This is a genomic window from Natrialba asiatica DSM 12278, from assembly GCF_000337555.1.
Taxonomy (GTDB): domain Archaea; phylum Halobacteriota; class Halobacteria; order Halobacteriales; family Natrialbaceae; genus Natrialba; species Natrialba asiatica.
The window spans coordinates 87,381-113,716 of sequence record NZ_AOIO01000013.1; the positions used below are offsets into that span (position 1 = coordinate 87,381).

Here is a 26,336-nt window from a genome sequence, read left to right on the forward strand (position 1 = left end):
CGCTATTCTGTCGGACGTGCGTGTGGGGCGACGAGAGACACCCACACCGCAACTCGACTCGACTCGAGCGTGACCGATGCTGACCGGCGCGGCTGGCACGATCGAGTGTGACCCCAAAGCGGAACTGGAAGCTGCGACGCCGCGCTACATCGACCGCGGCGCAGCGACACCGAGGATCGACAGCGCGTTCGCCATCGTGTGCTTCGAAGCCGCGACGAGCGCCAGCCGCGTCTCGCGAACCGCGGGATCGACGTCGTCCGCGAGCACCGGGCACTCTCGGTAGAAGGCGTTGAACCGATCGGCGAACTCGCGCGTGTAGGTCGCGATCTGGTGGGGTTCGAGGTCGGCTGCCGCTTCGTCGATGACGGACGGGAAACGCGCGATCGCCTCGAGCAGCGCCTGTTCCGCGGGCGTGTCGAGCAGGTCGGCGTCGAGCGCGTCGAGATCGAGTTCAGCGCGCTGGCCGTCGGCGGCGAGCGGTTCCGCGGGGTCGAAGCCGGCTTCCGCCAGGATGCCACAGCAGCGGGCGTGGACGTACTGGACGTAGGGTGCGGATTGGGCCTCGAAATCGAGTGCTTGGTCCCATTCGAAGGTGATCGCCTTCGTTGCCTGCTTCGAGACGATGTCGTAGCGCACGGCACCGATTCCGACCTGGTGGGCGATTCGCTCGACGTCGTCAGCGGTCAGCTCGTCGTCGCGAATGCGGTCGTCGAGGCGGTCCTCGACTTCCTGGCGGGCGCGGTCGATCGCCTCGTCGAGCAGGTCGTCCAAGTCGACGCCGGTGCCCTCGCGGGTAGACATCCCGAGTCCGCCGGGGAGATTGACCCACGAGAAGATGACGTTATCCAGCTGGTCGGTATCGTTGCCAAGCAGTTCGAGGGTCTGTCGGAGTTGGTCGGCCTGCAGCTTGTGGTCCTCGCCGAGGACGGTCACGGCGCGATCGTAGTTGTCGAACTTCCACTCGTGATGGGCGAGGTCGCGGGTCGTGTAGAGGGTGGTGCCATCGGAGCGCAGGAAGACGAGGTTCTTGTCGATGCCGTACTCGTCGAGTTCGAGCTGCCAGGCGTCGTCCTCGTAGACAGCCTCGTCGAATTCCTGTAGGCGGTCGACGAGTTCGTCGGTGTCGCCGCTGCGCATGAACCGCGTCTCCTTGACGAACTCGTCGAATTCGGCGGGCAGGCGTTCGAGGCACTCTTTCATGCCGCCGAGTACCTGGTCGACGACCTCGCTGACGCGCTCGTAGGCCTCTTCGTCGCCTTCCTCGAGCCCCTGCATGATGGCCTCGATTTCGGCTTCCGCTGCTTCGACCTCGTCCTCGGGTCCGTCTTCGAGGAACGCGTTCCCGATGCGGTAGTAGCGCACGAGGTCGTACTCGATGCGGTCGCGTTCGGGTTCGGTCTCGAGGTCCTCCTCGTCGAAGGTCTCGTAGGCCCAGGTGAACGTCGCGATCTGGCGGCCGGCGTCGTTGACGTAGTAGTGGCGGTCGACGTCGTAGCCGGCGGCGGCGAGCAGGTTAGCGACGGCGTCGCCGATGATCGGGTTCCGCGCGCGTCCGACGTGGACGGGGCCGGTCGGGTTGGCGCTCGTGTGCTCGACGATGACGGACTCCTCGCGATCCGCGAGGTGGCCGTAATCGGCCTCGATCGCGGTCTCGAGGGTCTCGGCGAGGTAGGCGTCGCTCGGCAGGAAATTCAGGTACGGCCCCTGGGTCTGCACCGCGGCGACGTAGTGTAGTTCGTCGCTGTCGATCTCGTCCGCCAGTTGCGCGGCGACCTGCGGCGGGGCCGCCCCGGCCTCGCCGGCGAGTCGGAACGCGACGCTCGAAGCGAGCACGCTCTCGACGTCTTCCGGCGGTTCTTCGATCCCGAGGTCGTCCGTGGGGAACTCGAGTTCGGCGAGCGCGGACTCGAGTGCACCCTCGACCTCTTCGCGTAGGGCAAGGAACATACCCGCCCGTATTCAGGGGGCAAGTAAAGGAATGTCGGGTTTCGTCGCCGGTTCGGATCGCCCGAGTTCGACGATTGTGCGATAGGGCAAACCGGCGTTCGTTTCAGCGACTACTGCAGCAGATTCGACGGGCAGCGCGTAACTGAGTCCTCGATGCTCGTCGTTGTCACGGCCGGATCGAATCGGCGCACAGATCGGCGATTGCGTGAGGAACGGCGAAACGGGACCGAGAGAACGGAAAACGGAGACGGCAACCGAGAGAACGGAGTGATGGGCGAGTTCAGTCTACTCCGACGAGTCGGCGACCGAGAGGGGGAGTTCGAGTTCACCCGCCTCATCGCGACCCGGTTCGTCCTCGGGTCCGACGCGCTCGCCGCTCAGTTCGGCCTGCACCTTCTCGATGAGCAGGTCGACGGCCATCCGATTCGCGCCCTCGGGGATGATCACGTCCGCGTTCTTCTTCGTCGGTTCGACGAACTGCTCGTGCATCGGTTTGACCGTCCCCAGGTACTGGTCGATGACGCCCTCCAGGTCGCGGTCGCGCTCGACCACGTCGCGCTCGATGCGCCGAAGGATACGCACGTCGGCGTCGGTCATCACGTAGACGCGCAGGTCGAGCATCTCGAGGATAGCCTCGTCGTGCAGGGAGAGGATACCTTCGAGAACGATCACGTCGGAGGGCTCGACGTGGATGCACTCGTCCATCCGAACGTGGCGCTCGAAGTCGTACTGGGGCATCTCGATGGACTGGCCCATGAGCAACGAGTTCAGTTGCTCCCGAAGCAGTTCCCACTCGAAGGCGTTCGGGTGGTCGTAGTTGACGCTCGCGCGCTCCTCGTAGTTGAGGTGAGAAAGGTCCTCGTAGTAGTTGTCGAGCGGAATCCGGGTGACGGCCTCGCCGACGGTTTCGGCGACCGTCCGCGAGACGGTGGTCTTGCCGGCACCCGTCCCGCCGGCGATGCCGATGGCGAACGACGGAATACTCATCGTCCGATCCAGGTCGGTTGGCGACATTAATCCGATGATCTGCACTCGTCGTGTCTCCGTCGCGTCTATGGCGGGCGATCGCGCTGGGAGTGCGATCGAAGATCGAAACAGTGCTCGCAAAGACCGATGCTGTCAGAAACGAAGACCGTACTCCGGGGCGGCGGAAACGAGTTCAACGACGGGCCTGGACCTGAAGACGCCACGCTGCAAGGGCCGCTCAAAGCGTCTTCAACCCGCTGCCGGTCAGCGGAACGACGACGTCGTCGTCCGGGGCGAGCGTGCCGTCCTCGCGGTACTGCTGGAGGGCGGCGGGGGCGACGGCGCTCGTCGGTTCGACGTAGAAGCCGTTGCGGTGGAGGCGGTCGAGCGCGGCCTCGATCGGATCGTCGCCGAGGGCGATGACCTCGCCCCCCGTTTCCGTGATCGCCTCGATTATCTGGTCCTTGCGCGCCGGGAGTTCGATCTGGATGCCGTCGGCGATGTCGGTGTCGCCCTCCCCCTCGTCGCCCTCGCCGGCCGGATCGCCGCCGAGCGCCTCGACGATGGGCGCGTGGCCCGCCGCCTGCGCGCCGAGCAATCGGGGCATCTCGTCGACGATGCCGGCCTCGTTCAGCAACGAAAAGCCCCGATGGGCACCGAGCAGGAGCGTCCCGTGGCCGACCGGCAGAACGACCGCATCGGGGACGGTCCACTCGCGCTGGGCCGCAACCTCGAACGCAAAGGTCATCGTGCCCGCGTAAAAGGCCGGGTTCCAGGCGTGGCTCGCGTACCAGCCGTCGCCGGATTCGACCGCGTCGATACAGGCATCGGTCACGTCCTGTCTGCTCCCCTCGATCCGAACCGGACGCGCGTCGGCCCGCTGAATCGTCATCAACTTCGACTGCTTGACCCCCGCCGGCACGTAGATGTCCGCCTCGATGCCGGCTCGCGCCGCGTAGGTCGCGATCGCGGCCCCGGCGTTTCCCGAAGAGTCCTCGACGATTTTGTCGACGCCGAGTTCGACTGCGCGAGAGAGCGTCGTCGTCGCGCCGCGGTCCTTGAATGACCCGGTCGGAAAGACGTACTCGAGTTTGAACTGGGCGTTCCACTCGTCGTCGTCGACCAGCGGCGTAAAGCCCTCGTGGAAGGTCACGTGCGGTTCGATCGGGAGGAACTCGAAGAACGTCCAGAGGCCGTCGCTCGTGTCGAGCTGGGACAGCGAAAGCGGGTCGCCTTCGGGGTGTGGACGCTCGCTGAACTCGAGTGCGTGGCCACACTGACAGCGCCACGGTTCGTCCGGACCGGCTTGATACGTCGTCTCGCATGCGGGGCAGATGAGATCGGTTGGCATAGTCTGTGTCGGTGGTAGTGTTAGCGTGTCGTAGTGTCGTGTCGGTGGGGTGTCAGTATCGGTGATGGTGTTTCGAGCAGTCTCAGTAGGAGTCGATGTCGGTACCGACGGAGCAGACGTACTCGCCGGTCGCGACCTGCGGAAGGCGGCGAGTTCGCCAGAGGATGCCGTCGCTGTCGGCGGTGACGGTCGCCTTCGGTTCGCCGAAGGGCGTCGTGATCTCGAAGAGCACGTCGCCGGATGCGACTTGCTCGCCGAGGTCTTTCTCGAAGCTGACGAGGCCGCCGTTGGGCGAGCCGTACTGTTCGAAACCGTTGGCGCGGGTCTGGCGCTCGAGTTCGGTCGTGCCGTCGATGAAGTCGTAGTAAGCGAGGACGTTGAAGACGCCTTCGACGCCTTTCTGAATACTCGTTTCGTCCCAGCCGACGCAGCCGCCGAGTTCGGGATCGATCGTCGGAATGCCCTCGTCGGGAGCGGCGCGGGCGAGTTGCCCGTCCGGTCCCTTCTGGTCCAAGACGTAGCCGCACCCGAAGGCTTTCGCGAGTTCGAGACAGTCGTCGTGGAGGCGGTGGCGTTTTCCGCAGCGGACGCGGACCTCGTCGAGCATGCGACTGGTCGAGCCCTGGTGGAGATCGAGGATGAGGTCGGCCTGGGTCGCGATGTCGAAGGTCGCGGCGGCAATGCGTTCGCTCGAGGTGCCGGTCTCGGTGCCGGGATAGGCCCGGTTCATCTTCGTGTCGTCGATCGGGTTCCGGTGTTCGGCGACCTGGAACGCGTGGTAGTTGACGATGCCGACGATCAGGATCGTCCCGGACAGCGTCGTCGGATCGAGCTGGGGGACGGCCCGCTGAAGTACGCCGACGCCGTTGAGTTCGTCGCCGTCACTCACCGCCTGCATGTAGAGCGTCTGTCCCGGTTGCTCGCCGTTGATGACGGCGACAGGGAGGCCGAACGGGCTGCCATCTCGAGTTTCACCCACCTCGAGACGGCCCGTGTCGATCTCACCGGGGCCTGCACTCGCCGTTCCGAGCGTCGTCGTCATATTCCCGACGACGGACCGGTTCGTCTTTATACTGTCCTTCGACATCGAATTTCCGTCCAGTTCGCGGATCGAGCGCGAAGTGATCGTTCGGAACCGCTCGGGCAACTGGCCGTTCGATAGTCATCCCGGAACGTCGTGGCACTCATCTGATACAAACACAAAAGCCACTGCACCGGACATATCCGAGTATGAGCCTCGAGCAAGATCGTTCCGAGACGGACGAGGCCGACCCGTTCGACGCCTTTCGACAGTTCTTCGCGCTCGAACGGGACGTGCTCGTGCTCTCGGTCGCGATGTTCGCGTTCAGTCTCGGCTTTCAGATGACGAGCCGGTACATGGGCGAGTACATGTTCGCTCTCGGCGGGACCGCGTTCGTCGTTGGCCTGTTCGGGACGTTCGGCAATATCATCAGCGCCGTCTACCCCTATCCCGGCGGCGCGATTTCGGACCGGATCGGCTCGCGGTACGCCCTCACCGCGTTCGGGCTCTGTTCGACGCTCGGCTTTGCGGTCTGGCTCGCCGCGCCGCTGGCGATGGATGTCGCCGTTGGGCCGACCTCGCTCGGAATCCTCGCTGTCTTCGTCGGGCTGATCTTCTCGCAGGCCTGGAAATCCTTCGGCCTCGGCGCCTCCTTCGCGATCGTCAAACAGGCCGTCGCACCCTCGCGACTCGCGGCCGGCTTCGCGAGCACGGAAACGTTTCGCCGAACGGCCTTTCTCGTCGGCCCGCTGCTCGCCGCCGCGCTGTTCCTTCCGTTCGGTTCGACCGACGGCGAGGTGCGACTCGCGTTCCAGTTCATCCTCGTCGTCGCCGTCGTCTTCGGCGTCCTCGGCACGATCGTCCAGCACCTCCTCTACGAGGCCGACGAGGACGGCTTCGGCACGGAGTTCGAGGGCGCCTCCCAACTCGTCACCGACCTGCGAGAAATGCCCGCCGAACTCCGCCCGTTGCTGATCGGGGATACGCTCGTCCGCTTCGCCAACGGCATGGTCTACGTCTTCTTCGTCATCGTCGTGACCCGGTTTCGAGAGGTCGGGCTCACGCTCTCGCTACCCGTGGCCGGGACGGTTGAACTCTCGCCGCAGTCGTACTTCGGCATCCTTCTCGGGATCGAGATGCTCGTCGCGTTGCTGGTGATGGTGCCGGCGGCCAAGGCGGCCGAACGAATCGGGCTCAAGCCGGTCGTCGTGCTCGGGTTCGCGGTGTACGCCGTCTTCCCCGTGCTGCTCATCAGTGCACCGGCCAACGCCGCCGTTCTCGCGATTCTCTTCGCGTTCTCGGGGCTGCGCTTTGCCGGATTGCCCGCCCACAAAGCGCTCATCGTCGGTCCGGCCGAAACGGGTGCCGGCGGCCGGGTAACCGGTGCGTACTACCTGTTGCGGAACCTGATCGTCATTCCGAGCGCGGCGCTCGGCGGGCTGCTCTGGGACGGTTTCGATGACCCGCTAACCGGTGACGCGGTCCTCACCGGCGATCCGGTGCTCGCGTTCACCATCGCGACAATTATCGGACTGATCGGCACCGCGTACTTCCTGATATTCGGCAAAGAGTTCGATGCGTACCGGCCAAATCGCGCCTGACTGAGAGCGGAGGCGGCCCGTCCGCCGCCTCGACCATTTCGTGGAGTAACTCAGCGCGAGCGACGATACACGGCGTATGAGACGGCGATCACCGCCGCAGCGACGCCGATTACCGTCGGCACGAGTTCGGTCGAGCCCCACTCCCAGCCGAGGACTTGTGTGCCGACGACGGCGATGAGGGCGACGAGGACGCCGAGCGTCGTGATGAGGTCGGATCGGGTTTCGACCAGGGCTCCGAGTGCGAGGACCATGGGAAAACCTATCGCCACCGTGTCATATAATAGTTCCCTCGAAAACGGCCGTGTAGCGGCGAGAACGATCAGTCGGGACCGAGCCGGCAGTCGGAGGATCGAGAGCCGAGCCTAGAGGAGCAGGTCGTAGTAGTACGGACTCACGAAGCCCTCGATCACGGCCGCAATCGCGAGGAGGAGTCCCACGCCGATGAGAACCCAGAACGCCCGCTCGAGTTCGTCGGCGAACGCGACGCGGCCGGTTCGTCCGCGGAACGCGCGCCAGCCGGTCAGTCCGAGCGAGATGCCGACCGCGGAGGCGATGAAGATCGCCGGAATCTCGAAGATGCCGTGCGGGAGGACGAACGTCACGAGATCGGCGAGTTCGGTCTCGGTCTGGGCGTAGAATCCCATGTAGACGCCGTTGAACACGAGCGAGGCGATCGTCGGGAGCACCAGCGCGAGGCCGCCGAAGGCGGTCGTGATCGCGACCAGCCAGTTGTTGGCGAAGAACTCGAGGGCCGCGGCGGGCGGGAGGTGGCCCTGGAGACGGGCGGCGATCGAGGTTTCGACGCCGAAATCGGCGAGGGGGGCACCGGCCCGCCAGCCGACCCAGAAGCTCGCGACGGCGAGTGCGACGACCGTGAGTTGGAGGAGCGGCGTGTGGCGAACGTACGCGGTCATCTCGTGCCAGCCGCGGCCCAGACCGGCGCGGAGTTGTGACGGAACCGATCGGTCCGGCGCGGCGGGCGGCGTGAGCCGGCCCCGGTACCCGACGTAGAGGGCGGTCTTCAGCAAGTCGAACGCCGGTAGCAGGACGAGCATCGTCACCAGCGAGGGGAACGTGACGACGTCGACGCGAAACAGGACGCCCGAAACGGTCGACAGCGCGATGAGCGAGCCGACGGCGAGGGCGTAGTAGAACAGCGCGCCGATCGGTTCCGACCGGATGAATCCCGCCGTCTTCGAAAGCGAGCCGAAAACGCCCGCGTCGTCGACGACGACGGCGACCGGGGCGAACGCAAACAGCGCGCGAACGAGTGCGAGCAGCGCGATCGTGACCAGCCCGCCCAGGAGGACGACTGGAACGCCGAGCGCCGTTGCATCCGTCGCCACCGCAACCGCACCCGTCGCGACGACCGTCCCGATTCCGACGCCGAGGGCCACGACAACCCACAGGATGAACTCGAGGATGAACAGCCCGAGAATGCGCAGCCAGTAGCGGCGCGCGCCGGCGATACCGGCGATGAGTCCGCGTTCGTCGCGAACGCGACCGTAACAGGCCCCGAGCTGTGCCGCCGAAGTGATGGCGTACAGCAGCGCCACGACGACCAGACTGACGAAAACCGCCACGATGAGGAGGGCGATCGTCGCCGGCGTCACGAGGAGGTCGACGAGCGGCTCGAACTGGCTCGCCCAGGCCTCGAACGCCGCGGATTCCGGGTCGCTCGGCGGCGGTCCAAGATTCATCTCCTGCAGGCTATTCAACAGCGAGTCGAGTCGGCTGGTTCCCGCGAGGTAGAGCACCCCGATCAGGAGTGCGGCCATCGGGACGACGCGGACGACGGCCGGAGCCGCGGCCCCGAGCAGGTACAGCGGGAGGAGATCCGACGGACGACGCCGGAACACCGACACGACTGCACCGACGGCATCGGAAAGAGACATACCCTGCCTTCGAACCTGTATCAGTTAAACGAACCTATCGATAGCACGGAGCCTCTTTTTCGGTTTCCCGCTCGGACGGACAACGTCATCGGACGGGTCCGATCGACCAGTTTCCGGCATCGTGGCACCTGCGCGGCGAAACTTACGTCACTTGCGACCGTACGAGTCGCTATGGTCACCACACTCTCCGCCGATCGGCTCGCAGAACTCCGGGACGAAGGTGCCGAGTTCACCCTCGTCGATACGCGACCCGAGGACAGCTACGAGGCCTGGCACGCTCCCGGCGCGATCAACTTCCCGTTCGGGCTCGACGAATCACTCGACGGCCGGCTCTCGGAGTTCGAGGAGACGGTCGGCGACGCCGAGCGGGTGATCACCATCTGCGCGAAGGGCCTCTCCTCGGGGAACTTCGCGACCGAACTCGAGTCGGCCACCGACGAATACGACGTCCAGACGGTCGACGGCGGCATGAAAGGCTGGAGCGGCGTCTACGACCACGTCGACCTCGGCGCTGAACTCGAATTCGAACTCGACGAGCGCGAACTGACGATCGTCCAACTGCAGCGCCGGGCGAAGGGCTGTCTCGGCTACCTCGTCGGGTGTGCGGAGACCGGCGAGGCCGTGGTCGTCGACCCGACCGCGGACGTCGACGAGTTCGAGGTCGCAGCCGAAGAGGCCGACCTCTCAATCGTCGGCGTGATCGACACGCACGTCCACGCGGACCACGTTTCGGGCGGCCGCGACCTCGCGGACAGCCTCGACGTACCCTACTACCTCGGCGCGAGAGCCGACGAACGCGATGTCGAGTTCGACTTCACGGGACTCGAGCGCAACGAGGTGCTTCCCGTCGGCGAGCGGGAACTCAAGGCCCTCGCCGCGCCCGGTCACACGAGCGAGATGATCAACCTCCTCGTCGACGACGCCGCGCTGTTGACCGCCGACACGTTACACGTCGACTCGACGGGGCGAACCGAACTCGAGTTCAATCAGGACGAGGGCGAGGAAGGCGCACGGATGCTCTACGAAACGCTCCATCGAACCATCCTCGCGGAGCCCGAGGGTGTCGTCGTCCTGCCGGGCCACGTCACCGTCACGTCGGACGGCGAGTTCGAACACGGCGCGCCCGGCGACCCGATCGCGACGACCGTCCGCGACGCGCGAACCGGTATCGACCTGCTCGCGATGGACGAGGAGGCGTTCGTCGATCGCATGGCCGACGCCGGCGAGGAACCCGCGAACTACGAGGAGATCATCGACCGCAACCGCGGCGAACTGGAACTGGCTCCCGAGGACAGAGTCGAACTCGAACTCGGTCCGAACAACTGTTCGGCGTGAGACGAAAGTATGAGTTTTTGTACTGTCATTTCTCCGTGTGTCTTATGGTATCACAGAGCGTGTCAGATCGACGCCACCGATTCCGGCAGTTTCTCGACGAGCATCCCGTAATTCGTTGGTTCGCTATCCCGCTCGTTTTCCTGGGCGGCGTGATCACCGCCGTTTTGGTGGTCTTCGCGAACGCGACGACGAGCGAACTCGCCCAGATCGTCGGCCTGTTCCTCGTGCTCTCGGGTGCCGTCGTCGCGCTCGGACTCGGGGTCGAACGGGCGCTTAAAATGGGTTTCACCCGAAACCGGCTCAGGCCACGTTAGCGCGAATACGTCTCGAGACGTTCGATCCGTGCTGTGCCTTCATCGACCGCGAAGAAATCCGCGAACTCGAACAGAACTGTCGAGGCATCGCGGACCCGTCCGCGGACGGCGACCGTCGCACCGTCGCCGTCCCCGCTCTCGGTCGCAATCACCGCCTCCAGTTCGTGCGTCGTATCCGGGTTCGGCCGCTCATCGCGCATGAACGCGACGAACGCCGCCCGGCTCTCGAAGGCGCGGTCGGGACGGCGCTGGGTGAACTCGGGAGCGAGCACCGCCTCGAGTTCGCCGTAGTCGTGGGCGTCGAGCGCGTCGTAGTAGCGTCGAACGAGACCGGTGGCGTCCATAGCTGGCTGCTTTCGGCTCGACCGTAAAAAGGATGCGCGCCTGCGGTAGTGGTGCCGGCAGTTGTGACCGGCTTCGGTTGCAGGCGGGCCCTGAACTCGTGGGTAGTACAACGGTACAACGGTAGACTTTCAATATATCAAAAATTTAATCAAGTGTGTTGTCAATATGCGAACATGGAGGAAAACGGATACCGCTCTGTGGTCGCCGTGACTCGCCTCCCGACGCTCACAATCGGGAATCTGGCCCTCGCCCTCTTTGGATTACCGCTGGTTGTTATCCTGCTACGAGCGACTAATACAGAGATCACGCCGGTCGTTACTATCGGAATCTACTGGGCACTGGCTCTCACCGTTATCGGGATCGCCGTGAGCGGCGAGGGCCTCTCGTTGCCCGACCTCGGGTTCCGGCGACCAGCCCTCGTCGATCTCGGATACATCCTCGTGACGAGCGTCAGCATCCTGTTCGTATACATCGTGACGCCACCGTTCATCGAGGCGTTGGGCCTACCGGTGAGTGAGGGTGTTGGCACGATGGGAGCAGGTGTCGGGATCGGCATGGCGCTCGCTCAGTCCGTGACGGTCGGGATCGTCGAGGAGATTCTGTACCGAGGATACCCCATCGAGCGACTGCTCGCGTACACGGAGAGTTCGCTTGTCGCCGGCGGGATCACGTGGATCATGTTCACGGTTGCACACGCTATGAGTTGGCCGCTGGGAAACCTCCTTCAGACCGCACTGGTTGCCGCTGTTCTCACCGTGGTTTACCTCCGTCGGCGGACGCTCGTTCCCGTTGCCGGCGCACACGTCCTCGTCTGGGTCTTTGCGGCCCTTGGCCAGTTCTACGCCTAACCGCCTCGCCGATCTGATTTTCTCATTTAGAATTCCGCCTCAAACCAAGGCGATTGATTCGGCACGTGCGTGTCCTCCCGTAACATATTTTCCGGTGTCAAACCTATCGTTAATATGAACGCTGTGAAGGGGCTCTACAATCGCGCTGATGAATGGGCGAAGGGGCTCTCTCGCGCGTCGTATGCGGCCTTCTTAGGGCTGTCGGCAGGCACCGGCGTTCTCGCCGTCAATCTACTGTTGGGTGCCGAGTTCGCCCTTATTCAGGCTCTCACGATGGCACTCGTCATGTTCAGTTTGGAGTGCGTATTCGGGTTACATCAGACGACCGAAGAGTGAACGCGACGACTACGTCCCGCACTTCTCGCAGGAATCTCCGAATCCCAAACTCGGCTACGTTCTCCTGCGAAAGACGATACCATCAGATAGTATACCAAAACGACGTTCAGCGAACGTTTACACGGGTCTGCGTCGATGCGTTCGATATGGCAACAACCGACGAAGACGGCGACGGAGCAGACGAGGCGTTCAGTCCCGTCGTCGCACTCGATGAACTCGAGGAGGCGGGCCGCGAACTGGCGAGTATCGACGGCACGCCGCTGGCCATCTTCCACCACGAAGGCGAGATTCGAGCCGTAAACAACCGCTGTCCGCACATGGGGTTCCCGCTGGTCGAGGGCACGGTCGACGACGGCATCCTCACCTGCCACTGGCACCACGCGCGATTCGAACTCTCCTGCGGCGATACGTTCGATCCTTGGGCCGACGACGTGCAGACCTATCCCGTCGAGATCCGGGACGGGACGGTCTACGTGAATCCGAAGCCGACGCACGAGTTGCCGCCCGCGGAGCACTGGGCCGACCGCCTCGAAACGGGACTCGAGGAGAACTTGCGACTCGTCACCGCAAAGTCCACGATCGGATTGGTCGACGCCGGCGTCGACTACCAGGAACCGGTGGCGACGACGCTCGCGTTCGGGACCCAATATCGGGACTCGGGCTGGGGACCCGGACTCACGATTCTCGGCTGTATGGCGAACCTGAGCGGCGACATCGACCTCGACGACCGAAAGCGGGCGCTGTACACCGGCGTTCGCCACGTTGCGGACGACTGCGCGGGCGAACCGCCGAGCTTCGACCAGCCCGCCTTCGACACGACAGAGGTCACCTTCGACCGCCTGAAATCCTGGTTCCGGGACTGCATCGAGGTTCGAGACGCCGACGGAGCCGAGCGCTGCCTCCGCACCGCCGTCGCGGCAGGCTATTCGAACGCCGAGGTCGCCGAACTGGTCGTCGCCGGCGCGACCGACCACCCCTACCTCACGACCGGCCACGTCCTCGACTTCGCGAACAAGGCCTTCGAGAGCCTCGAGCACACGGACTGGGACCACGCCGATACGACGCTCGCGAGCCTGGTCGAACCGCTCGTCACCGCTTCGCGCAGCGACGAACAATCGTCCTGGCGACAACCCGTCGATCTCATTTCCCTGCTCGAAGACACCTACGGCGGCAGCGTCACCGAGACGAGCGGTCTCGAAGAACTCGCGGCAGCGGGTGACGACCGCTCGTGGAGCCCGCCCGCCGACCTCCAAGAAACGCTCCTCGGCGACGACCCCGAGGCCATCGTCGACGTGCTCGCCGATGCAATCCGACGGGGGGCGACGCCCGAACATCTCGCCGCCGAGGTCGCCCACGCCGCCGCGACGCGCGTCGTCCAGTTCGGCACCGCAAACGAGTTCAACGACTGGAACACCGTCCACCACACCTTCAGTTACGCCAACGCAGTCCACGGATTCGCGCGCCGAACGGACGCGATCGAACTCTACCGCGGCGTCTTCGACGGCGCGCTCTCGGTTTACCTGGATCGGTTTCTCAACACGCCGCCCGCGCCGATTCCGGCGGTGGGCGACAACGACACCGGCCGCGAGCCCGATGCCGTACTCGACGACCTGCTCGAGACGTTCGACGCCGAGGGCGAGGTGGATACAGCGGGACGGCTGGTCGCCGAGTTCTTCGACTGCGGCGGCGACGCTGCCGACCTGAAACGGACGCTCGGCCACGGCCTGCTGCGCGAGGACGCCGGCTTCCACACGCTCCAGAACGTCGAGGCGGCGTTCCGGCAGGCTGAACTCGTCGAATCGTCGTCTGCCCCCGCGTTGGCAGACGGCGGCGAGGGCGGTGACGGAGGCGACGGCGGCGACGAGTTCGACCCCAGCCGCGAGCAGCGGCGGCGAGTCCCGCTGATCGCGACCGCCCGCTACATGGCCGCCCACTTCCCGACGCGTCGGGAGGCCGAACAGACGTTTACGATCGCCGCGCGACTCAATCGCGGGGAGACGATCCACGAAGCGTAAGCCGGTATCGGACGATCAGTGGGGTGCACGCCGTCGGCGTCAGTGTTAGTGTCAGCGTCAGCATCGGCGTGAGCGTCAACATCGGCGTCGGTCGCGGCGCTTTTGGTTCACCCCTGCATTGACACGCACGTGGAGTGTCACATCTACTACGAGGGCGACGACGACCCGGAGAAGTGCACCGCCCGCCGCCTCGAGAAGTTCGACGAGGCGACGCTTCACCGCACGATGGGGCGGGTCCCCTACGGCGTCGTCCTCAACCCCCACGCCGACCGCGCACTCTCGCCGGCCGACGCCGAGGACGGCCTCGGGACGCTGGTCGCCCTCGACTGCTCCTGGGAGTCCGCCGAAGCAGCCTCCTTCAAAATGAACGGCGTCCACCGGGCCCTTCCCTTCCTCGTCGCCGCAAACCCGGTCAACTACGGCCGGCCGTTTCAGCTCACGACCGTCGAGGCGCTCGCCGGTGCGTGCTGTATCTTCGGCGACCGGACCCGGGCCGAAGACCTTCTCGAACCCTTCCGCTGGGGCGAGACGTTCCTGACGCTCAACGAAGAGCCGCTGCGCCGGTACAGCGAGTGTGTGAACTCGAGCGACGTCGTCGCCGTTCAGAACGATTACCTGGCCGACGATGAGCCCTCTTCCGGCGAGGAGGGCAGAAGCTAACGCCTGCTCCGAGCGATCACGGAGCCAGGACAGGACCACAGCGGTTATATGCACCACGAGCGAACGGAGCGACATGCCAAGTTTCGACGCGGCCGAAGATCGGATGCTCCAGAAACTGATCTGCATGCGCTGTAACGCACGAAACGCACCGGAATCCGACCGCTGTCGCAAGTGCGGCTACAAGAACCTTCGACCGAAGGCCAAGGAACCGCGCGCAGCATAATCGGACCGTCTCTCTCCGCTTTCTCTCGCACTCGATAGCGTCTCGCTTCCACGGTCATCGGTCTCGACACGATGGGGCTCACCGTGGCGATTCTCTACGCGTTCGGCCGGGCGTTCGCGTTCGCCGCCGGGCTGGCCATCGCCCTCGCGATCGGCATCGCCTTCGGCTGGGGTGGCAAGGAATACGTCGCTGCCAATGCCGACGACTGGTTCGCCCAGTCCCCAGAATCGCGCGCCGATCCAGCGGCGGTTTCGGACGACGACTGACCACCGATTTCCCCGCTATCGCTGGGTGCTCATACCGCCGGAAAACGCGTGCGACGAACGGTGGGCAGGGCCGGCGGTAGGCAGGGCTAGCGTTACTCGTCCGGATACTTCGGCTCGCGTTTCTCCGCCCGGTCGAGTGCCGTCTCGACGACATCGCGAACGTCACCCTGAAAGACGCCGCCGTGGCCCGCGTACATGTACTCGGTGCTCTCCGGCAGTCGATCGAGCAGTCGGTCGATGCTCTCGATGAGTCGGTCGCGTGACTGTCCCGCCATGTCGGTGCGCCCGAAACTACCGTCGTCGAACGCGCCGTCGTCGTGAACGACCACATCTCCCGAAAACAGCGCCGTCTCCGAGACGAACGACACGTGATCGTCGGCGTGACCCGGCGTGTAGACGACGGTGAACTCGTCGTCGCCGATCTGAACGGTATCCCCGTCATCAATCGAGTGATCCCGTTCGGGATGGTGACCGTAGGCGTACACCTCGGGGTCGAAGGCATCGCAGACGGCCTCGAGTTCACCGACGTGGTCGCCGTGCTGGTGGGTCATCACGACGGCATCGACGTCGTCCGTGTACGTGCGAATCTCATCGACAACGCCGTCCCACGCGCCTGCATCGACGAGCGTCGTTCGGTCGCCGACGACGAGGAACGCGTTACACGTGAACGTTTCTGCGTCTTCCGTAACGTGGTGGACCTCCATACGTCCACAGTCGAGACCCGGCATCAAAATCGTGCCGTCCGCGGTCGCCTGTCGGCTTCCCGTTGGAATGGCTTCTCCGACGTTCCTCTCGGTATCTCTCTCACTATCCGGGATTTCATAAACGAATATAAACGTGTACCCCCGGAACTTTTGAACCGGTAGGCCCAAGTAGATACTGTATGGGATTCGGGAGCTACGACGAATCCGAGCAACAGGAAGTGGATGCTGATTTTGACGACGATGACGCTGTCAAATCCGGAGAGAACAGCCACGACGGAACAATCGAGTTCGAAAACGGCGCGTCCAGCGACGAACTCCTTGACCGCCTCAAGGAAATCAAAGACGAGGACGACGACTAACGCCGAACTCGATTTCAGTCAGTGCCGATGAAACCCGGGGTACGGGCGCTGGGTATCGCCGAGTCGTATCGCAGGGACCACGGTCACGATCCGACGAGCGACCGCGACCGAAGTACGCTCGCAGGTGCCGTCGTTCGGGCAGACTGCGTCGTCGACGGCCTGGCCTACGAGCGCTGTCGCGTCGGCGGAACCGATGCAACCGATAGCGTTGGCTCGCTCCTCGAGACGGTGGCTCGGCCCGACGTGCAATACGTCTTGCTCGGTGCCATCGCCCCGGCCTGGTACAATTTTTTCGACCTCGAACGGATTCACGAGGCCGCAGCTCGTCCGGTGATCGCCGTCACGTTCGAGTCGAGTTCGGGACTCGAAGCGGGGCTTTGCGACGCGTTTTCGGGTGCCGAACTCCGGCAGCGACTCGCGGTCTATCGGCGTCTGCCGTCGCGAACCGAACTGACGGTCAACGACGAGACGGTCTACGCGCGGTATCTGGGATGTGATCGCGACGAGGCCGTCTCCGTTCTTCGAGCGTTTACGCCGGAAGGCGGGCGTCCGGAGCCGCTCCGCGTCGCGCGGCTTGCGGCACGGGCCGGCGATTCGTACGCCGATACGGTCGGGGCCGAGTAAGCGCGCAGAAGTGAGTCACCGCGAGCCACCAGCGAGTGCGGATCACTCGTCGAGGTCGAACTCCAGGACATCGCCTTCGCTTACGTCGTGGTCGGTCGTCCACTCGTAGACGACTTCGAGCACGTACCGTCCCCGCCCGGGGTACGTCTGGTCGGCTCCGTCTTCGTCCGGTCCGGGTTCGGACGCGTGATGGATTCGCGTGATCGTGCCGTCTTCGTCCGCGTACACGATGTCGATGCCGAAATCCATATCCGGCATGTAGAAGGTGTGGTCGTCGACCGAGTCGAAGACGAACAACATCCCCCGGTCGGACGGGAGCGAGTCGGTATCGCTCAGTCCGAGGGAGGTTTTGGCTTCCGTGTCGGCGATCGCCGCCGTCACCGAGCCGAGTTCGGTTCCGTCCGATGTGACGACGCGAACCGGTGTCGTCTCGTAGTCCTCGTGAATCGTTTCGTCGTCGGTACCGCCGTCCTCGTCGGCGGTTTCACCGTCGGGCGAGCCCGTTTCCGTCTCGTTTGGCGACCCCGTTGATCCGCCCGTATCGAGACAGCCGGCGAGCGCGCACAGTCCGGAGAAACCGAGGAGTTGTCGGCGGGACCAGTCGATGGACATAATCGTGGCGACAATGATGCGAAATAAGTGACTTCTGCTTGTTCTCCTGGGGATTCGTTGATAGTCGTTACCCCGTTCTACGAACAATCAAGTCACACGTATGCAGAATGGACGGACAGTCCAATTTCGACACCGATCGGTGAACAGCAGTTCGGTACCAGCGTGCACTCTCTCTTGCCGATTATAGTGCGACGGTCGTGGTTCGTTCGCCGTAATCGAGCCCGATCGGATACCACGAGACAGGGTGCGTGTAATCCGTTCTCGCCCGCCTGGACGAACGGGGACTCGATTCGAGCGGCCGAGCGGACACGCGAGCTAAACGGCGAGGGTCCGGCCACCGGGGCAGCGGCTGCGACCCGAAAGACGTAGTAGGCGGCCGTCTGACCCACACGCATGGGAGAGATGGAGGACTTCTGCGTCACCGAGTGTACGCGCTGTCCAGCACTCGTCGACTCACGCAGCCAAATCGTCAACGGCACCGGTCCCGAAGATGCCGACATCCTGTTCGTCGGCGAGGGTCCCGGTGCACAGGAGGACAGCCAGGGCGAACCGTTCGTCGGCCGCAGCGGCTCCGTCCTCGACGACCAGCTCCGAATCGTCGGCCTCGATCGCGACTCGGTTCGCATCACAAACTGCGTTCGCTGTCGCCCGCCCGAGAACCGCGATCCCAACACGGATGAACTCGAGAACTGTCGAGGCTACCTCGAGCAAGAAATCGACCTGCTCGACCCCGACGTACTCGTCACGCTCGGGAAGGTTCCAAGCGAACACCTGCTCGACCGCTCGGTTGCCGTCACGAAAGAGGCCGGCTCCGTCGAGGAGGTTCGTCTCGGCGGCGCGCCCCGCCGGCTGCTGATCTGCGTCCATCCGGCGGCGACGCTGTACGATCGGAGCCAGGAGGAGACGTTCGAATCGGCGCTCGAACGCGCCGCCGACCTCGCTGGCGTCGACGGCAGCGCCGGTGGACAGACCCGACTCGACGGCTTCTAACGGCTCTATACTTCGTCCCGATCCGTAAACGTATACCGCCGGGCGATTTGCCCCTCCTCGAGTTCGTGAACGTCGGCGAAGCCGAACTCGACGCGCTCGCCGTCCTGCACGCCGGAGAACGTGCCCCGAACCGCTGCAGCGGTCCCGTCGACGAGGACGTCGTGGATTTCGTGGCTGCCGTCCTCGAGGGGGCGGCCGGTCAGATAGAACTCGCGGAGTTCCTCGCGACCGGTGATCGCGACTTGGCCGGGCCGTTCGTACCGAACGTCGTCGGTGAAGAGTGAGACGAGTTCGTCGTAGCGTTCGGCGTCGACGGCGTCGTAGTAGTCGCGGACGACGGCTTCCGGGTCGGCGTCGGCGGCATCAGTGTCGGTATCGGCCATACGGGAGCATAGTTGTCGGGAAGCCTAATGGCTGTGTTTCTCCTCGAGTTGCGGGAGAGTTGCGAGTCGTAAACTGCGAGCCGAGAGTCGAACATTGCGCGAATGGCAATACACTTCAACGCGCCGCGCCGAGTTCGGGTATGAGCACCCTTGCTGGTGACACCGAGCAGTCCCTGGCCTCCGTCGTCGTCGTCGACTACGGACTGGGGAACCTGCGAAGCGTCACGCGCGGGTTAGAACGGGCGGGTGCCGACGTCGAGATTACCGACGATCCGGACGCGTTCGAAGACGCCGACGGCGTCGTGTTGCCCGGCGTCGGCGCGTTCCGCGAGGGCGTCGAGAACGCCGCCCCGATCCGCGAGGACCTCCTTGCGGTCGCCGAGCGCGGTCAGCCGCTGTTCGGCATCTGCCTCGGCATGCAGATGCTCCTGACCGCGAGCGAGGAGGGCGCAACCGACGGCGAGGCCGCCGTCGAAGGACTCGACCTCATCCCCGGAACCAACGTCCGATTCGACGATGGACAGAAAGTCCCGCACATGGGCTGGAACGAACTCGCCGTCGAACGCGACCACCCGCTCGTCGAGGGTGTCGACGGGGAGTACGCCTATTTCGTCCACTCCTACTACGCGGTTCCGGACGACGAGTTCAGCGCGCTCGCGAGCACCGACTACGAGCGTGAGTTCCCGTCGATCGTTGCCAACGAGGCGGGCACCGTCTTCGGGACGCAGTTCCACCCCGAGAAGAGCGGCGAGACGGGATTACGGATCCTACGGAATTTCGTGGAGATTTGCGCGGACGCCGACACCGGCACCGATACCGACTCGTAGGCGCATCCGACAGAGCGGCTGTTTTCGTTCGGAACGGATCCTGGAACGGGAGCGACTCGAAGCGATCGATCGAGGTCTCACCGCGACTCCTGCCGAACTCGAACGCCGCCCCGCTCGAGCGCCGCCACCACCTGCGGCGTATCGCACGTTCCGAGCATACCGACCGCGGTGAGCCGTGGGTGAAACGGCGGCAGCCGGCTGGTGGTCATCTCGGCGAAACTCGGCCCGAGACCGCGCGTCACGACCCGGCCGACACCGTCTCCGTCGGCGCCGTCGGCGGCTATCGCCGCGTACAGCGCGTGGTACGCGCCGATTCCTTCGCCGACGAAGGACGCGCGATCCGCCCCGGTTTCCGCGCGGAGGAACTCGCCGGCCCGGAGCACGTCGAAGACGCGCATGCCGAGTAGCGACGTTCCCAACAGCAACGCGTCGTAGGCGAGCTTGAACTCGGTCCCGTACACGCCGTCGTAGTCCTCGACCCACGAGGGGATCGGGATCGATCGGGTTTTGACCGCCCCGACGCCCCGCGGATCGAAGATCAGGACCGTTCCGTACTCGGCGGCGAGCGACCGGACGTCCGCCGTGCGATCGGGGAGCGCTTCGGTTCCGCGCTCGTAGCAGACGACGGCCGGCGCGTCGGCGGTCGACTCGGCGGCGGAGTCCGCGTTCGAGACGAGCACACCCGTAACGACGATATCCGGGTCTCGCTCGGTTTTAAACCAGACGTGCTCGACGGTGAACTCGTCCTCGGCGGTCCGCGAGATGAACCGCGGGGACGGGTCGCACCGCTCGCGGTCGAGATCGAGTCTGTCGACGACCGTCCGCCGAATCCGGTCGGTGTCACGGGCGTCGTCGTTGTTGCCGTCGGTGCCGTCGTCGCTGCCGCTGCCGTTGTTGTTGTCGGCAGTCACATCGCCGCTGTCGACCGCCGGGCGCTCCCCCACTCCCGAATCGGTCCGGTCGATGTCCGCTCGGAGCAAATCGTCTATCGTTCGCTCGTCGGCGTACGCCTCGCGGACGCTGCCGTCGGGCGTGCACTGCAGGACGGACGCGTCGACGACCGGCCCGCGGCCGTGCGGTTCGTAGGCTGCATCGCCGAGGTGATCGCAGAACCACTCGAAGATCCCCGTCCCGAGTTCAGATACCGAACAGTGGGTCGTCTCGGCGGTGACCAGGGAGACGTTGTCCGCCGCGTCGTAGCGCTCGTATACGCGCCGCGTTCTGTCGACCGTTTCGCGGACGCCCTCGATGGGAAAGTGGCCGTCCGAGACCGCCGCGCCGATACAGACGGGACGCGGCGCGATCGCGGTGGTGAAGTCGTCGAAATTGAGGCCGGCCGGTATCGCGCCGGGAACGGCCTGTTCGGCGTCGATCCGTTTGCCCGTCCGCAGCCACTCGCGTCGTTCGGTAATCGCACAACATGGCGCGGCCGCGGCGACCCGCTCGTCGAGCAACGAGAGGAACGCCGTCTGAACGCCGCCGCCGGAGGAGCCGACGACGCCGATCCGATCCGGATCGACGGCCGGGCGGTCCGCGAGATAGTCGAGACCGCACCGGGCGTCGTGGATCATATATCGCGCGAGGGTCGTGCCGGCGTAGAAGCACTTCTGCCCGGCGTGGCAGTGGGCGAAGACGCCGCCTCCGACGAGTCGCTCGCCCGTCTCGAGGTCCCGGTACTGGTGTCGTTCACCCTGCGCGATCGGATCGACGATGAGGACGACGAAGCCGTTTCGAGCCAGTTCGTGACACGCACGCTGATTCTCCGGCGTCGCCTTCGCAGCGTCGTGGTGGCCACAGAGAAAGAGCACCGCCGGGTGCGGCCCGTCGCCGGTCGGAACGTAGCAGTTCGCCGTGACGTGGAAATTCGGTCGGCTCTCGAACACGACCGACTCGATGCGGTAGCCGTCCCGTCGGACGAGTTCAGCCGTCCGGACTGTCGGCTCGGCGACGCGGTCGGGAAGGCCGCCGAGACGCGAGCGAAACAGCGTTCGCAGCCGGTTGCGCCGTTCCTCGAACGCAGCGCGAGAATCGATCGACCGCTTCTCGGTGCGCTCGGCTTCGAAATGTGCGGCTGCCCGCTGTGTGATGTATCGTGGGAGTTGGTCGGCAACGTCGATGTACCCGTCCACGGCGGGCCCAAATCCGTCCATGGATCCGCGATTATCTGACAACGGTGATAATTGTTCTGCGAGTGCGCCCGCGACGGGCGACGATGCGTGCTCACGATGGCTGCTCGTTTTTGCCTCTCACGTGCATACGGGACGATACCATGAATCGGCTCCAGCGCCAAGTCAGCCTCGTGCTCGGACTCGTCCTGTTCGCCGTCTTCGGTGTCACCATCATCGGCGATCTGCTTGCGGTCGAGCGGGGCTTCATGCCGCTGCCTGAACTCGGAACCGGAACCGGCGGCGATGCGGGGGCCGACAGACCGATCCATCCCGAGGGCGCGCCACTCGCGCCGCTGTCAGTCGCCGGAGCTGCACTGGTCCTCCTCGGGACGAGTTCGTTGCTCGTCGCCGGGTGGCGCGAATCGGTACGGCTCGCGGGGAGAGAGATCGGCTGGTGGCGGTGGATGAACGTCGGGTTCTGCCTGCTGGCGCTCGGCTGGATCGGGCCGTTGCTTTCGACAGTTCGACCGGCGATGGTGTCCGGGCTCGTGGCCCTTGTCGTCGCCGTTGCGACGCTGGTGTTTGGGGCCGTTCGACTCACTCGGGAGCCTCCTGCGGAAATGGTTGACACCGATTCGTTTCCGGTCGAAGTGGCGACAACGGTCATCGTCAGCGGTGTGCTAGTGATCTTCTCGGTGCTGTACGTCCAGCTCTTTTTCACTCTCCACTGACGCTGCGCCGCGGAAAATTCACCTCACCAGCCCGCTCTCACGCGCTCCTATCCGGTCACAGTCATCGTTACGGTCCCGCTCACGGTCACAGGAGTTCACGAACGTCCGAATACCACATATCGTGATAGTCGACGTAACCCACCCGGCGAGCGATCGCAACCGCGAGAACGTGCCAGCAGAGGTCGGTCGGGTCGTCGGCATCGAGATTGAACTCGCTATCCTTGCAGGTACAGCCGCCGTCCTCGACAATGTACTCGTCGTCGTAGCCGACGACGATCGTAAAGTCGCGGTAGGTCTTGACCCGGTTCTCGCCGACGGCCTCGATCGCCTGGACGCCGCGATCGCCGTGGAGACGCGAAATTCGATCGACGAGTTCGGGCGTCAACTCGCTGGTTTCCTCGAGTCGGGCCTGCCAGCGCTCGACGGGCGTCGCATCCGGCACAACCGTGACTGTGTCCCCGACTGTAAAGTCGGTTTGGTTGTCCGCGCGCCACCGACGCCGGCAGGCCAGACCACGTCGCTTTTCGTCCGCTACCGACGAGAACCACCATGCGCGTCACCGAGGGTGAACTCGAACTCGAGGTCCCCGGCGAGCAGACGGACGGTATCGAGGAGTCGGTGTTCTACAACCCGCGCCAGGAACTGAATCGGGATCTGACGATCGCGACGCTGCGAGCCTACCGCAAGCGGGAGGACCGCGCCGAGACCTATCTCGACGCGATGACCGCCAGCGGAATCCGGGGCGTTCGAGCCGCCGCAGACGGTTGGGACGTGACCTGCTGTGACGTCAACGAAGACGCGGTCGAACTCGCTCGCGCGAACCTCGAGCGCAACGACTGCGAGGCGACCGTCGAACACCGCAACAGCAACGCCCTCATGCACGAGCAGGTCTTCGACGTGATCGACCTCGACCCCTACGGGACGCCGATGCCCTTCGCCGACGCCGCGTTCGCGAACTGTCGCGACCTGGTCTGTGTCACCGCGACCGACACCGCCCCGCTGTGTGGCGCACACTTCAACAGCGGCGTTCGCTCGTACTCCGCAGTACCGCGAAACACCGACTACCACGCCGAGATGGGCGTCCGCATCCTCCTCTCCGCGCTCGCTCGCAGCGCCGCCCGCTTCGACGTCGGCGTCGAACCCATCCTCACCCACGCGACCAGCCACTACGTCCGCACCTACCTCGAACTCGAGCACAAGGCCACCGCCGCCGACGCCGCGGTCGACACCCTCGGCCACATCTCCCACTGCGAGGACTGCCTCTACCGCGAGCACGAGTTCGGACTGCACGCCGATCCGATCGAGGAGTGCCCCCACTGCGGCGGCAATCGCACGCTCACCGCGGGACCCGTCTGGCTCGGCTCGATCCGCGACGCCGCGTTCGTCGCCGCGGTTCGCGACGAAATTCCCGACGCGTTCGGCACGGCGGAGAAGGCGCGGGACTTGTGCACGACGCTCGAAACCGAACTCGACGAGCCGACCCACTACGACCAGCACAAACTCTGTCGCAACTGGGGCCTGCCCGCGAACGCGATGGACGAGTTCCTAACCGATCTGCGCGAAGCGGGCTATGCGGCCTCCCGGGCTCACTACGGCGGCACGACGTTCAAGACGGATGCGAGCGTCGGGGAGATCCGCGAGGCGACGGCGGCGACCCTCGAGTGACGCCCCGACGCCCCACCCGTATTTGGTCGCGCCCCGCGTCTAGACGCGTGTGCTCGACCGCAGGGAAGCTGAACTCGAGACAGCAAAACGGATTGTCAGCCTCGCACGGACCCAACAGTTGACGCTGCTGTCGGCCGGCGTCGCCTTCTACGCGTTTATCTCCCTCGTCCCGTTGATGTTGCTCGCACTCGGGATCGCCGCGACGCTGGGCGGCGAAACGCTCGCGAACCGAATCACGGCCGCGGCGAACGACGTTCTCACGCCGGCGGCCCAGGAGTTGCTCGCCGAAACGCTCGTCGACGAAACGGGTCGCCAGAGCGCGACCGTCGTCGGGGCGCTTGGCGTGCTCTGGGGCTCGAGTCGCGTGTTCCGCGGACTCGATCGGGCGTTCTCGGCGGTGTACGGAACGGTGGCGTCGAAGTCGTTTCTGGATACGTTCTGGGACGCGGCGGTCGTCCTGCTCGTGATCGCGGTCGGGCTCACGCTGGTCGGCACGCTCGAAGTGCTGGTCGAGTTCGTCCCACTGATCCGCGTCATCGGGCCGCTGTTTATCGTGCTCGGACTGTTCGTCGCGTTCCTCCCGCTGTACGTCGTGTTTCCCGACGCAGGCGTCGACGTTCGCGAGGCGGCGCCGGGGACGCTTCTCGCCGCGGTCGGCTGGTACGTGCTGAGTCACGCCTTCTCGCTGTACGTCGATTTCGCCGGTGGATACGCACTGTACGGCGCGCTCGGTGCCGTCTTTCTCGTCCTCATCTGGCTGTACGCCGGGGCGATTATCCTCGTCTTCGGGGCGGTCTGCAACGCGGTCCTCGCCGACCGTGAAGTGGATCGGCAGCTACAAAGTCCCGGCGCTCGACAGATTCGACCAGAAGCGATGACCGACGACGCCACGGGGGCCGACGAGGGGACGCCGGCGGACCGCTCGGACCCGACCGAAACGACCGCGAGCGACGGACCGGACGGACCGACTGACGAGTTCAGTCGCGCCGGCCAGAGGCGTGCGAGCGCTCGAACGCGAGATCGCTCGGACGACCCCGAAGCGCTCCGCGAGGAGATCGAGCGCCTGCGCGACCGCGTCGATACCTTTGAGTCGAACGTCGAGCGCCGAACCGTCGAGCGCGACTCTCTCGAAGGTGAACTCAAGCGGTACGTTCGCGGCCGTGTTCGACACAGCCACGCCCACGGCTGGGGGCCGTATCTCGTCTTGCTCTACGGAACGCTCCTGGCGATCGCCGCGTTTCGATTTCTCGACGGTGGGTGGGCGATTCTCGCGATGTTCGTCGTCTGGACGTCGACGCTTGGCGTCTATATCCTCATGGTCCTGATCGGAGCGGGCGTCTCGCTGCTCGGCTTGCCGGGCCGGTTGCGAAATCGGATCGGTCAGTGGCGGTCCTAAGCGGGAAACGGCGATTTACAACGGCTGTCGGAACGAACCCGACGGCGAGAAAAGAACAGACCACGTGTTCGGGTACGATACCCAATACGAAGACGCCAAATCCACTCCCATTCCCATTCTCACTCCCACTTCTACTCCGACTCTCTCCAGGTACGTCCTCAGAACGTCTCGAGATACCGATCGAGTTCCCACTGGGAGACGTCGACCAGGTACTCTTCGAACTCCTGGCGCTTTGCGTCGACGAACTTCGAACTGACGTGTTCGCCGAGGGCGTCGACGATGGCCTCGTCCGCTTCCAAGGCGTCGACGGCCTCGCCGAGGTTCGACGGCAGCGTCGTGATACCGTACTCCTCGCGCGTTTCCTCGTCGAACTCGTAGATGTTCTCGCGAACCGGATCGGGACACTCGAGGTCCTGCTCGATCCCGTTGAGACCCGCGTGAATCATCGTTGCGATGGCGAGGTACGGATTACACGACGGGTCCGGCGAGCGCAGTTCGACGCGCGAGGCGGCGGGAACGCGCGCGGCCGGCTTGCGGATCAACGATGAACGGTTGCGGTCGGACCAGGCGACGTAGACCGGCGCTTCGTAGCCCGGTACCAGCCGCTTGTAGCTGTTGACCGTCGGATTCGCGACTGCCGTGATCGCCGGCGCGTGCTCGAGGATGCCGGCGGTGAAGGCGCGAGCCTCGTCGCTCAGGTCGAACTCGTCGTCGCCGTCGTGGAACGCGTTCTCGCCGCCCTCCGTAAAGAGCGAGAGGTGGGTGTGCATCCCCGAGCCGTTGATCTTCGGGATCGGCTTGGACATGAACGTCA

At 64.9% G+C, this 26,336-nt stretch carries 28 protein-coding genes and 1 pseudogene; 16 read left to right on the forward strand and 13 right to left on the reverse strand.

Annotated features, from left to right (window positions below):
- Window positions 1-144 precede the first annotated feature (144 nt).
- From argS to C481_RS04540, 4 genes are all read right to left on the reverse strand, one after another.
- Window positions 145-1,947: an arginine--tRNA ligase gene (argS, locus tag C481_RS04525; RefSeq protein ID WP_006107856.1), complete on the reverse strand. Its 1,803-nt coding sequence runs from the start codon at window positions 1,945-1,947 to the stop codon at window positions 145-147.
- 285 nt (window positions 1,948-2,232) lie between these two features.
- Window positions 2,233-2,934 carry a uridine kinase gene (udk, locus tag C481_RS04530; protein ID WP_049904437.1) on the reverse strand — a complete coding sequence of 234 codons (702 nt, stop codon included), beginning with the start codon at window positions 2,932-2,934 and terminating at the stop codon, window positions 2,233-2,235.
- Between the two features lie 217 nt (window positions 2,935-3,151).
- Window positions 3,152-4,264, reverse strand: a complete 1,113-nt coding sequence (locus C481_RS04535) for a pyridoxal-phosphate dependent enzyme (protein WP_006107858.1) — start codon at window positions 4,262-4,264, stop codon at window positions 3,152-3,154.
- 82 nt (window positions 4,265-4,346) lie between these two features.
- Complete coding sequence (locus C481_RS04540; protein ID WP_049904438.1) at window positions 4,347-5,306, reverse strand: succinylglutamate desuccinylase/aspartoacylase family protein; 960 nt, start codon at window positions 5,304-5,306, stop codon at window positions 4,347-4,349.
- Window positions 5,307-5,494: 188 nt separating this feature from the next.
- Between C481_RS04540 and C481_RS04545 the strand changes: the two genes are divergently transcribed.
- Complete coding sequence (locus tag C481_RS04545; protein WP_006107861.1) at window positions 5,495-6,886, forward strand: MFS transporter; 1,392 nt, start codon at window positions 5,495-5,497, stop codon at window positions 6,884-6,886.
- 50 nt (window positions 6,887-6,936) lie between these two features.
- Here the strand turns inward: C481_RS04545 and C481_RS04550 are convergent, their stop codons facing one another.
- Both C481_RS04550 and C481_RS04555 read right to left on the reverse strand, forming a co-directional pair.
- Complete coding sequence (locus tag C481_RS04550) at window positions 6,937-7,137, reverse strand: hypothetical protein (protein WP_006107862.1); 201 nt, start codon at window positions 7,135-7,137, stop codon at window positions 6,937-6,939.
- 111 nt (window positions 7,138-7,248) lie between these two features.
- A complete protein-coding gene (locus tag C481_RS04555; protein WP_006107863.1) occupies window positions 7,249-8,781 on the reverse strand; it encodes a stage II sporulation protein M in 1,533 nt (510 codons plus the stop codon).
- A 171-nt stretch (window positions 8,782-8,952) separates the two neighbouring features.
- On the opposite strand from C481_RS04555, the gene C481_RS04560 reads away from it, so the two are divergent.
- Both C481_RS04560 and C481_RS04565 read left to right on the forward strand, forming a co-directional pair.
- On the forward strand, window positions 8,953-10,116 hold the full coding sequence (locus C481_RS04560) for an MBL fold metallo-hydrolase (protein ID WP_006107865.1): 1,164 nt from the start codon (window positions 8,953-8,955) through the stop codon (window positions 10,114-10,116).
- 44 nt (window positions 10,117-10,160) lie between these two features.
- Complete coding sequence (locus C481_RS04565) at window positions 10,161-10,430, forward strand: hypothetical protein (RefSeq protein ID WP_006107866.1); 270 nt, start codon at window positions 10,161-10,163, stop codon at window positions 10,428-10,430.
- On the opposite strand, the gene C481_RS04570 is transcribed toward C481_RS04565, so the two are convergent.
- A complete protein-coding gene (locus C481_RS04570) occupies window positions 10,427-10,774 on the reverse strand; it encodes a nuclear transport factor 2 family protein (RefSeq protein ID WP_006107868.1) in 348 nt (115 codons plus the stop codon). The two genes, C481_RS04565 and C481_RS04570, sit on opposite strands and share 4 nt — an antisense overlap.
- A gap of 174 nt (window positions 10,775-10,948) precedes the next feature.
- Here C481_RS04570 and C481_RS04575 point away from each other — a divergent pair, with 174 nt between their 5' ends.
- From C481_RS04575 to C481_RS04600, 6 genes and pseudogenes are all read left to right on the forward strand, one after another.
- The gene (locus C481_RS04575) at window positions 10,949-11,623 is read left to right on the forward strand and encodes a CPBP family intramembrane glutamic endopeptidase (RefSeq protein ID WP_006107870.1); all 675 of its coding nucleotides are present in this window, start codon (window positions 10,949-10,951) and stop codon (window positions 11,621-11,623) included.
- Window positions 11,624-11,737: 114 nt separating this feature from the next.
- The gene (locus tag C481_RS04580; protein WP_006107871.1) at window positions 11,738-11,959 is read left to right on the forward strand and encodes a hypothetical protein; all 222 of its coding nucleotides are present in this window, start codon (window positions 11,738-11,740) and stop codon (window positions 11,957-11,959) included.
- A 146-nt stretch (window positions 11,960-12,105) separates the two neighbouring features.
- The gene (locus tag C481_RS04585) at window positions 12,106-13,974 is read left to right on the forward strand and encodes a Rieske (2Fe-2S) protein (protein WP_006107872.1); all 1,869 of its coding nucleotides are present in this window, start codon (window positions 12,106-12,108) and stop codon (window positions 13,972-13,974) included.
- Window positions 13,975-14,103: 129 nt separating this feature from the next.
- Window positions 14,104-14,634, forward strand: coding sequence for a DUF367 family protein (locus tag C481_RS04590; protein ID WP_006107873.1), 531 nt, complete (start codon window positions 14,104-14,106; stop codon window positions 14,632-14,634).
- A 73-nt stretch (window positions 14,635-14,707) separates the two neighbouring features.
- Window positions 14,708-14,857, forward strand: a complete 150-nt coding sequence (locus C481_RS04595; protein WP_006107874.1) for a 50S ribosomal protein L40e — start codon at window positions 14,708-14,710, stop codon at window positions 14,855-14,857.
- 47 nt (window positions 14,858-14,904) lie between these two features.
- Window positions 14,905-15,123, forward strand: a pseudogene (locus C481_RS04600) (hypothetical protein); the annotation flags it as partial.
- A gap of 92 nt (window positions 15,124-15,215) precedes the next feature.
- Here C481_RS04600 and C481_RS04605 read toward each other — a convergent pair.
- Window positions 15,216-15,827: an MBL fold metallo-hydrolase gene (locus C481_RS04605; protein ID WP_006107877.1), complete on the reverse strand. Its 612-nt coding sequence runs from the start codon at window positions 15,825-15,827 to the stop codon at window positions 15,216-15,218.
- 179 nt (window positions 15,828-16,006) lie between these two features.
- On the opposite strand from C481_RS04605, the gene C481_RS04610 reads away from it, so the two are divergent.
- Both C481_RS04610 and C481_RS04615 read left to right on the forward strand, forming a co-directional pair.
- On the forward strand, window positions 16,007-16,186 hold the full coding sequence (locus tag C481_RS04610) for a DUF5786 family protein (protein WP_006107878.1): 180 nt from the start codon (window positions 16,007-16,009) through the stop codon (window positions 16,184-16,186).
- 27 nt (window positions 16,187-16,213) lie between these two features.
- Window positions 16,214-16,810 (forward strand): endonuclease dU, encoded by a 597-nt coding sequence (locus tag C481_RS04615; protein WP_006107880.1) that lies wholly within the window; start codon window positions 16,214-16,216, stop codon window positions 16,808-16,810.
- Between the two features lie 42 nt (window positions 16,811-16,852).
- On the opposite strand, the gene C481_RS04620 is transcribed toward C481_RS04615, so the two are convergent.
- Window positions 16,853-17,422 (reverse strand): DUF192 domain-containing protein, encoded by a 570-nt coding sequence (locus tag C481_RS04620; protein ID WP_006107882.1) that lies wholly within the window; start codon window positions 17,420-17,422, stop codon window positions 16,853-16,855.
- Between the two features lie 393 nt (window positions 17,423-17,815).
- Here C481_RS04620 and C481_RS04625 point away from each other — a divergent pair, with 393 nt between their 5' ends.
- Window positions 17,816-18,412 carry a uracil-DNA glycosylase gene (locus tag C481_RS04625; RefSeq protein ID WP_006107883.1) on the forward strand — a complete coding sequence of 199 codons (597 nt, stop codon included), beginning with the start codon at window positions 17,816-17,818 and terminating at the stop codon, window positions 18,410-18,412.
- Window positions 18,413-18,417: 5 nt separating this feature from the next.
- On the opposite strand, the gene C481_RS04630 is transcribed toward C481_RS04625, so the two are convergent.
- Window positions 18,418-18,795, reverse strand: coding sequence for a nuclear transport factor 2 family protein (locus tag C481_RS04630; RefSeq protein WP_006107884.1), 378 nt, complete (start codon window positions 18,793-18,795; stop codon window positions 18,418-18,420).
- A 140-nt stretch (window positions 18,796-18,935) separates the two neighbouring features.
- On the opposite strand from C481_RS04630, the gene hisH reads away from it, so the two are divergent.
- Window positions 18,936-19,622: an imidazole glycerol phosphate synthase subunit HisH gene (hisH, locus tag C481_RS04635; protein WP_006107885.1), complete on the forward strand. Its 687-nt coding sequence runs from the start codon at window positions 18,936-18,938 to the stop codon at window positions 19,620-19,622.
- A gap of 77 nt (window positions 19,623-19,699) precedes the next feature.
- Here hisH and C481_RS04640 read toward each other — a convergent pair whose 3' ends face one another.
- A complete protein-coding gene (locus C481_RS04640; RefSeq protein ID WP_006107887.1) occupies window positions 19,700-21,772 on the reverse strand; it encodes an alpha/beta hydrolase family protein in 2,073 nt (690 codons plus the stop codon).
- Between the two features lie 119 nt (window positions 21,773-21,891).
- On the opposite strand from C481_RS04640, the gene C481_RS04645 reads away from it, so the two are divergent.
- On the forward strand, window positions 21,892-22,461 hold the full coding sequence (locus C481_RS04645) for a hypothetical protein (protein WP_006107888.1): 570 nt from the start codon (window positions 21,892-21,894) through the stop codon (window positions 22,459-22,461).
- 85 nt (window positions 22,462-22,546) lie between these two features.
- Here the strand turns inward: C481_RS04645 and C481_RS04650 are convergent, their stop codons facing one another.
- Window positions 22,547-22,903 (reverse strand): hypothetical protein, encoded by a 357-nt coding sequence (locus C481_RS04650; RefSeq protein WP_006107890.1) that lies wholly within the window; start codon window positions 22,901-22,903, stop codon window positions 22,547-22,549.
- Between the two features lie 107 nt (window positions 22,904-23,010).
- Between C481_RS04650 and C481_RS04655 the strand changes: the two genes are divergently transcribed.
- Entirely contained in the window at window positions 23,011-24,126 is a 1,116-nt protein-coding gene (locus C481_RS04655; protein ID WP_006107891.1) for a tRNA (guanine(26)-N(2))-dimethyltransferase, read from the forward strand.
- Window positions 24,127-24,175: 49 nt separating this feature from the next.
- On the forward strand, window positions 24,176-25,522 hold the full coding sequence (locus C481_RS04660; protein WP_006107893.1) for a YihY/virulence factor BrkB family protein: 1,347 nt from the start codon (window positions 24,176-24,178) through the stop codon (window positions 25,520-25,522).
- 158 nt (window positions 25,523-25,680) lie between these two features.
- Here the strand turns inward: C481_RS04660 and C481_RS04665 are convergent.
- On the reverse strand, window positions 25,681-26,336 hold a 656-nt coding region (locus C481_RS04665), incomplete at its 5' end, for a glutamine synthetase family protein (RefSeq protein ID WP_006107894.1).

Bases quoted from the DNA above. Each gene is read 5' to 3' on its own strand.
- argS (WP_006107856.1), bottom strand. From the start codon at position 1,947: ATGTTCCTTGCCCTACGCGAAGAGGTCGAGGGTGCACTCGAGTCCGCG.
- udk (WP_049904437.1), bottom strand. From the start codon at position 2,934: ATGAGTATTCCGTCGTTCGCCATCGGCATCGCCGGCGGGACGGGTGCC.
- C481_RS04535 (WP_006107858.1), bottom strand. From the start codon at position 4,264: ATGCCAACCGATCTCATCTGCCCCGCATGCGAGACGACGTATCAAGCC.
- C481_RS04540 (WP_049904438.1), bottom strand. From the start codon at position 5,306: ATGACGACGACGCTCGGAACGGCGAGTGCAGGCCCCGGTGAGATCGAC.
- C481_RS04545 (WP_006107861.1), top strand. From the start codon at position 5,495: ATGAGCCTCGAGCAAGATCGTTCCGAGACGGACGAGGCCGACCCGTTC.
- C481_RS04550 (WP_006107862.1), bottom strand. From the start codon at position 7,137: ATGGTCCTCGCACTCGGAGCCCTGGTCGAAACCCGATCCGACCTCATC.
- C481_RS04555 (WP_006107863.1), bottom strand. From the start codon at position 8,781: ATGTCTCTTTCCGATGCCGTCGGTGCAGTCGTGTCGGTGTTCCGGCGT.
- C481_RS04560 (WP_006107865.1), top strand. From the start codon at position 8,953: ATGGTCACCACACTCTCCGCCGATCGGCTCGCAGAACTCCGGGACGAA.
- C481_RS04565 (WP_006107866.1), top strand. From the start codon at position 10,161: ATGGTATCACAGAGCGTGTCAGATCGACGCCACCGATTCCGGCAGTTT.
- C481_RS04570 (WP_006107868.1), bottom strand. From the start codon at position 10,774: ATGGACGCCACCGGTCTCGTTCGACGCTACTACGACGCGCTCGACGCC.
- C481_RS04575 (WP_006107870.1), top strand. From the start codon at position 10,949: ATGGAGGAAAACGGATACCGCTCTGTGGTCGCCGTGACTCGCCTCCCG.
- C481_RS04580 (WP_006107871.1), top strand. From the start codon at position 11,738: ATGAACGCTGTGAAGGGGCTCTACAATCGCGCTGATGAATGGGCGAAG.
- C481_RS04585 (WP_006107872.1), top strand. From the start codon at position 12,106: ATGGCAACAACCGACGAAGACGGCGACGGAGCAGACGAGGCGTTCAGT.
- C481_RS04595 (WP_006107874.1), top strand. From the start codon at position 14,708: ATGCCAAGTTTCGACGCGGCCGAAGATCGGATGCTCCAGAAACTGATC.
- C481_RS04605 (WP_006107877.1), bottom strand. From the start codon at position 15,827: ATGGAGGTCCACCACGTTACGGAAGACGCAGAAACGTTCACGTGTAAC.
- C481_RS04610 (WP_006107878.1), top strand. From the start codon at position 16,007: ATGGGATTCGGGAGCTACGACGAATCCGAGCAACAGGAAGTGGATGCT.
- C481_RS04615 (WP_006107880.1), top strand. From the start codon at position 16,214: ATGAAACCCGGGGTACGGGCGCTGGGTATCGCCGAGTCGTATCGCAGG.
- C481_RS04620 (WP_006107882.1), bottom strand. From the start codon at position 17,422: ATGTCCATCGACTGGTCCCGCCGACAACTCCTCGGTTTCTCCGGACTG.
- C481_RS04625 (WP_006107883.1), top strand. From the start codon at position 17,816: ATGGGAGAGATGGAGGACTTCTGCGTCACCGAGTGTACGCGCTGTCCA.
- C481_RS04630 (WP_006107884.1), bottom strand. From the start codon at position 18,795: ATGGCCGATACCGACACTGATGCCGCCGACGCCGACCCGGAAGCCGTC.
- hisH (WP_006107885.1), top strand. From the start codon at position 18,936: ATGAGCACCCTTGCTGGTGACACCGAGCAGTCCCTGGCCTCCGTCGTC.
- C481_RS04640 (WP_006107887.1), bottom strand. From the start codon at position 21,772: ATGGACGGATTTGGGCCCGCCGTGGACGGGTACATCGACGTTGCCGAC.
- C481_RS04645 (WP_006107888.1), top strand. From the start codon at position 21,892: ATGAATCGGCTCCAGCGCCAAGTCAGCCTCGTGCTCGGACTCGTCCTG.
- C481_RS04655 (WP_006107891.1), top strand. From the start codon at position 23,011: ATGCGCGTCACCGAGGGTGAACTCGAACTCGAGGTCCCCGGCGAGCAG.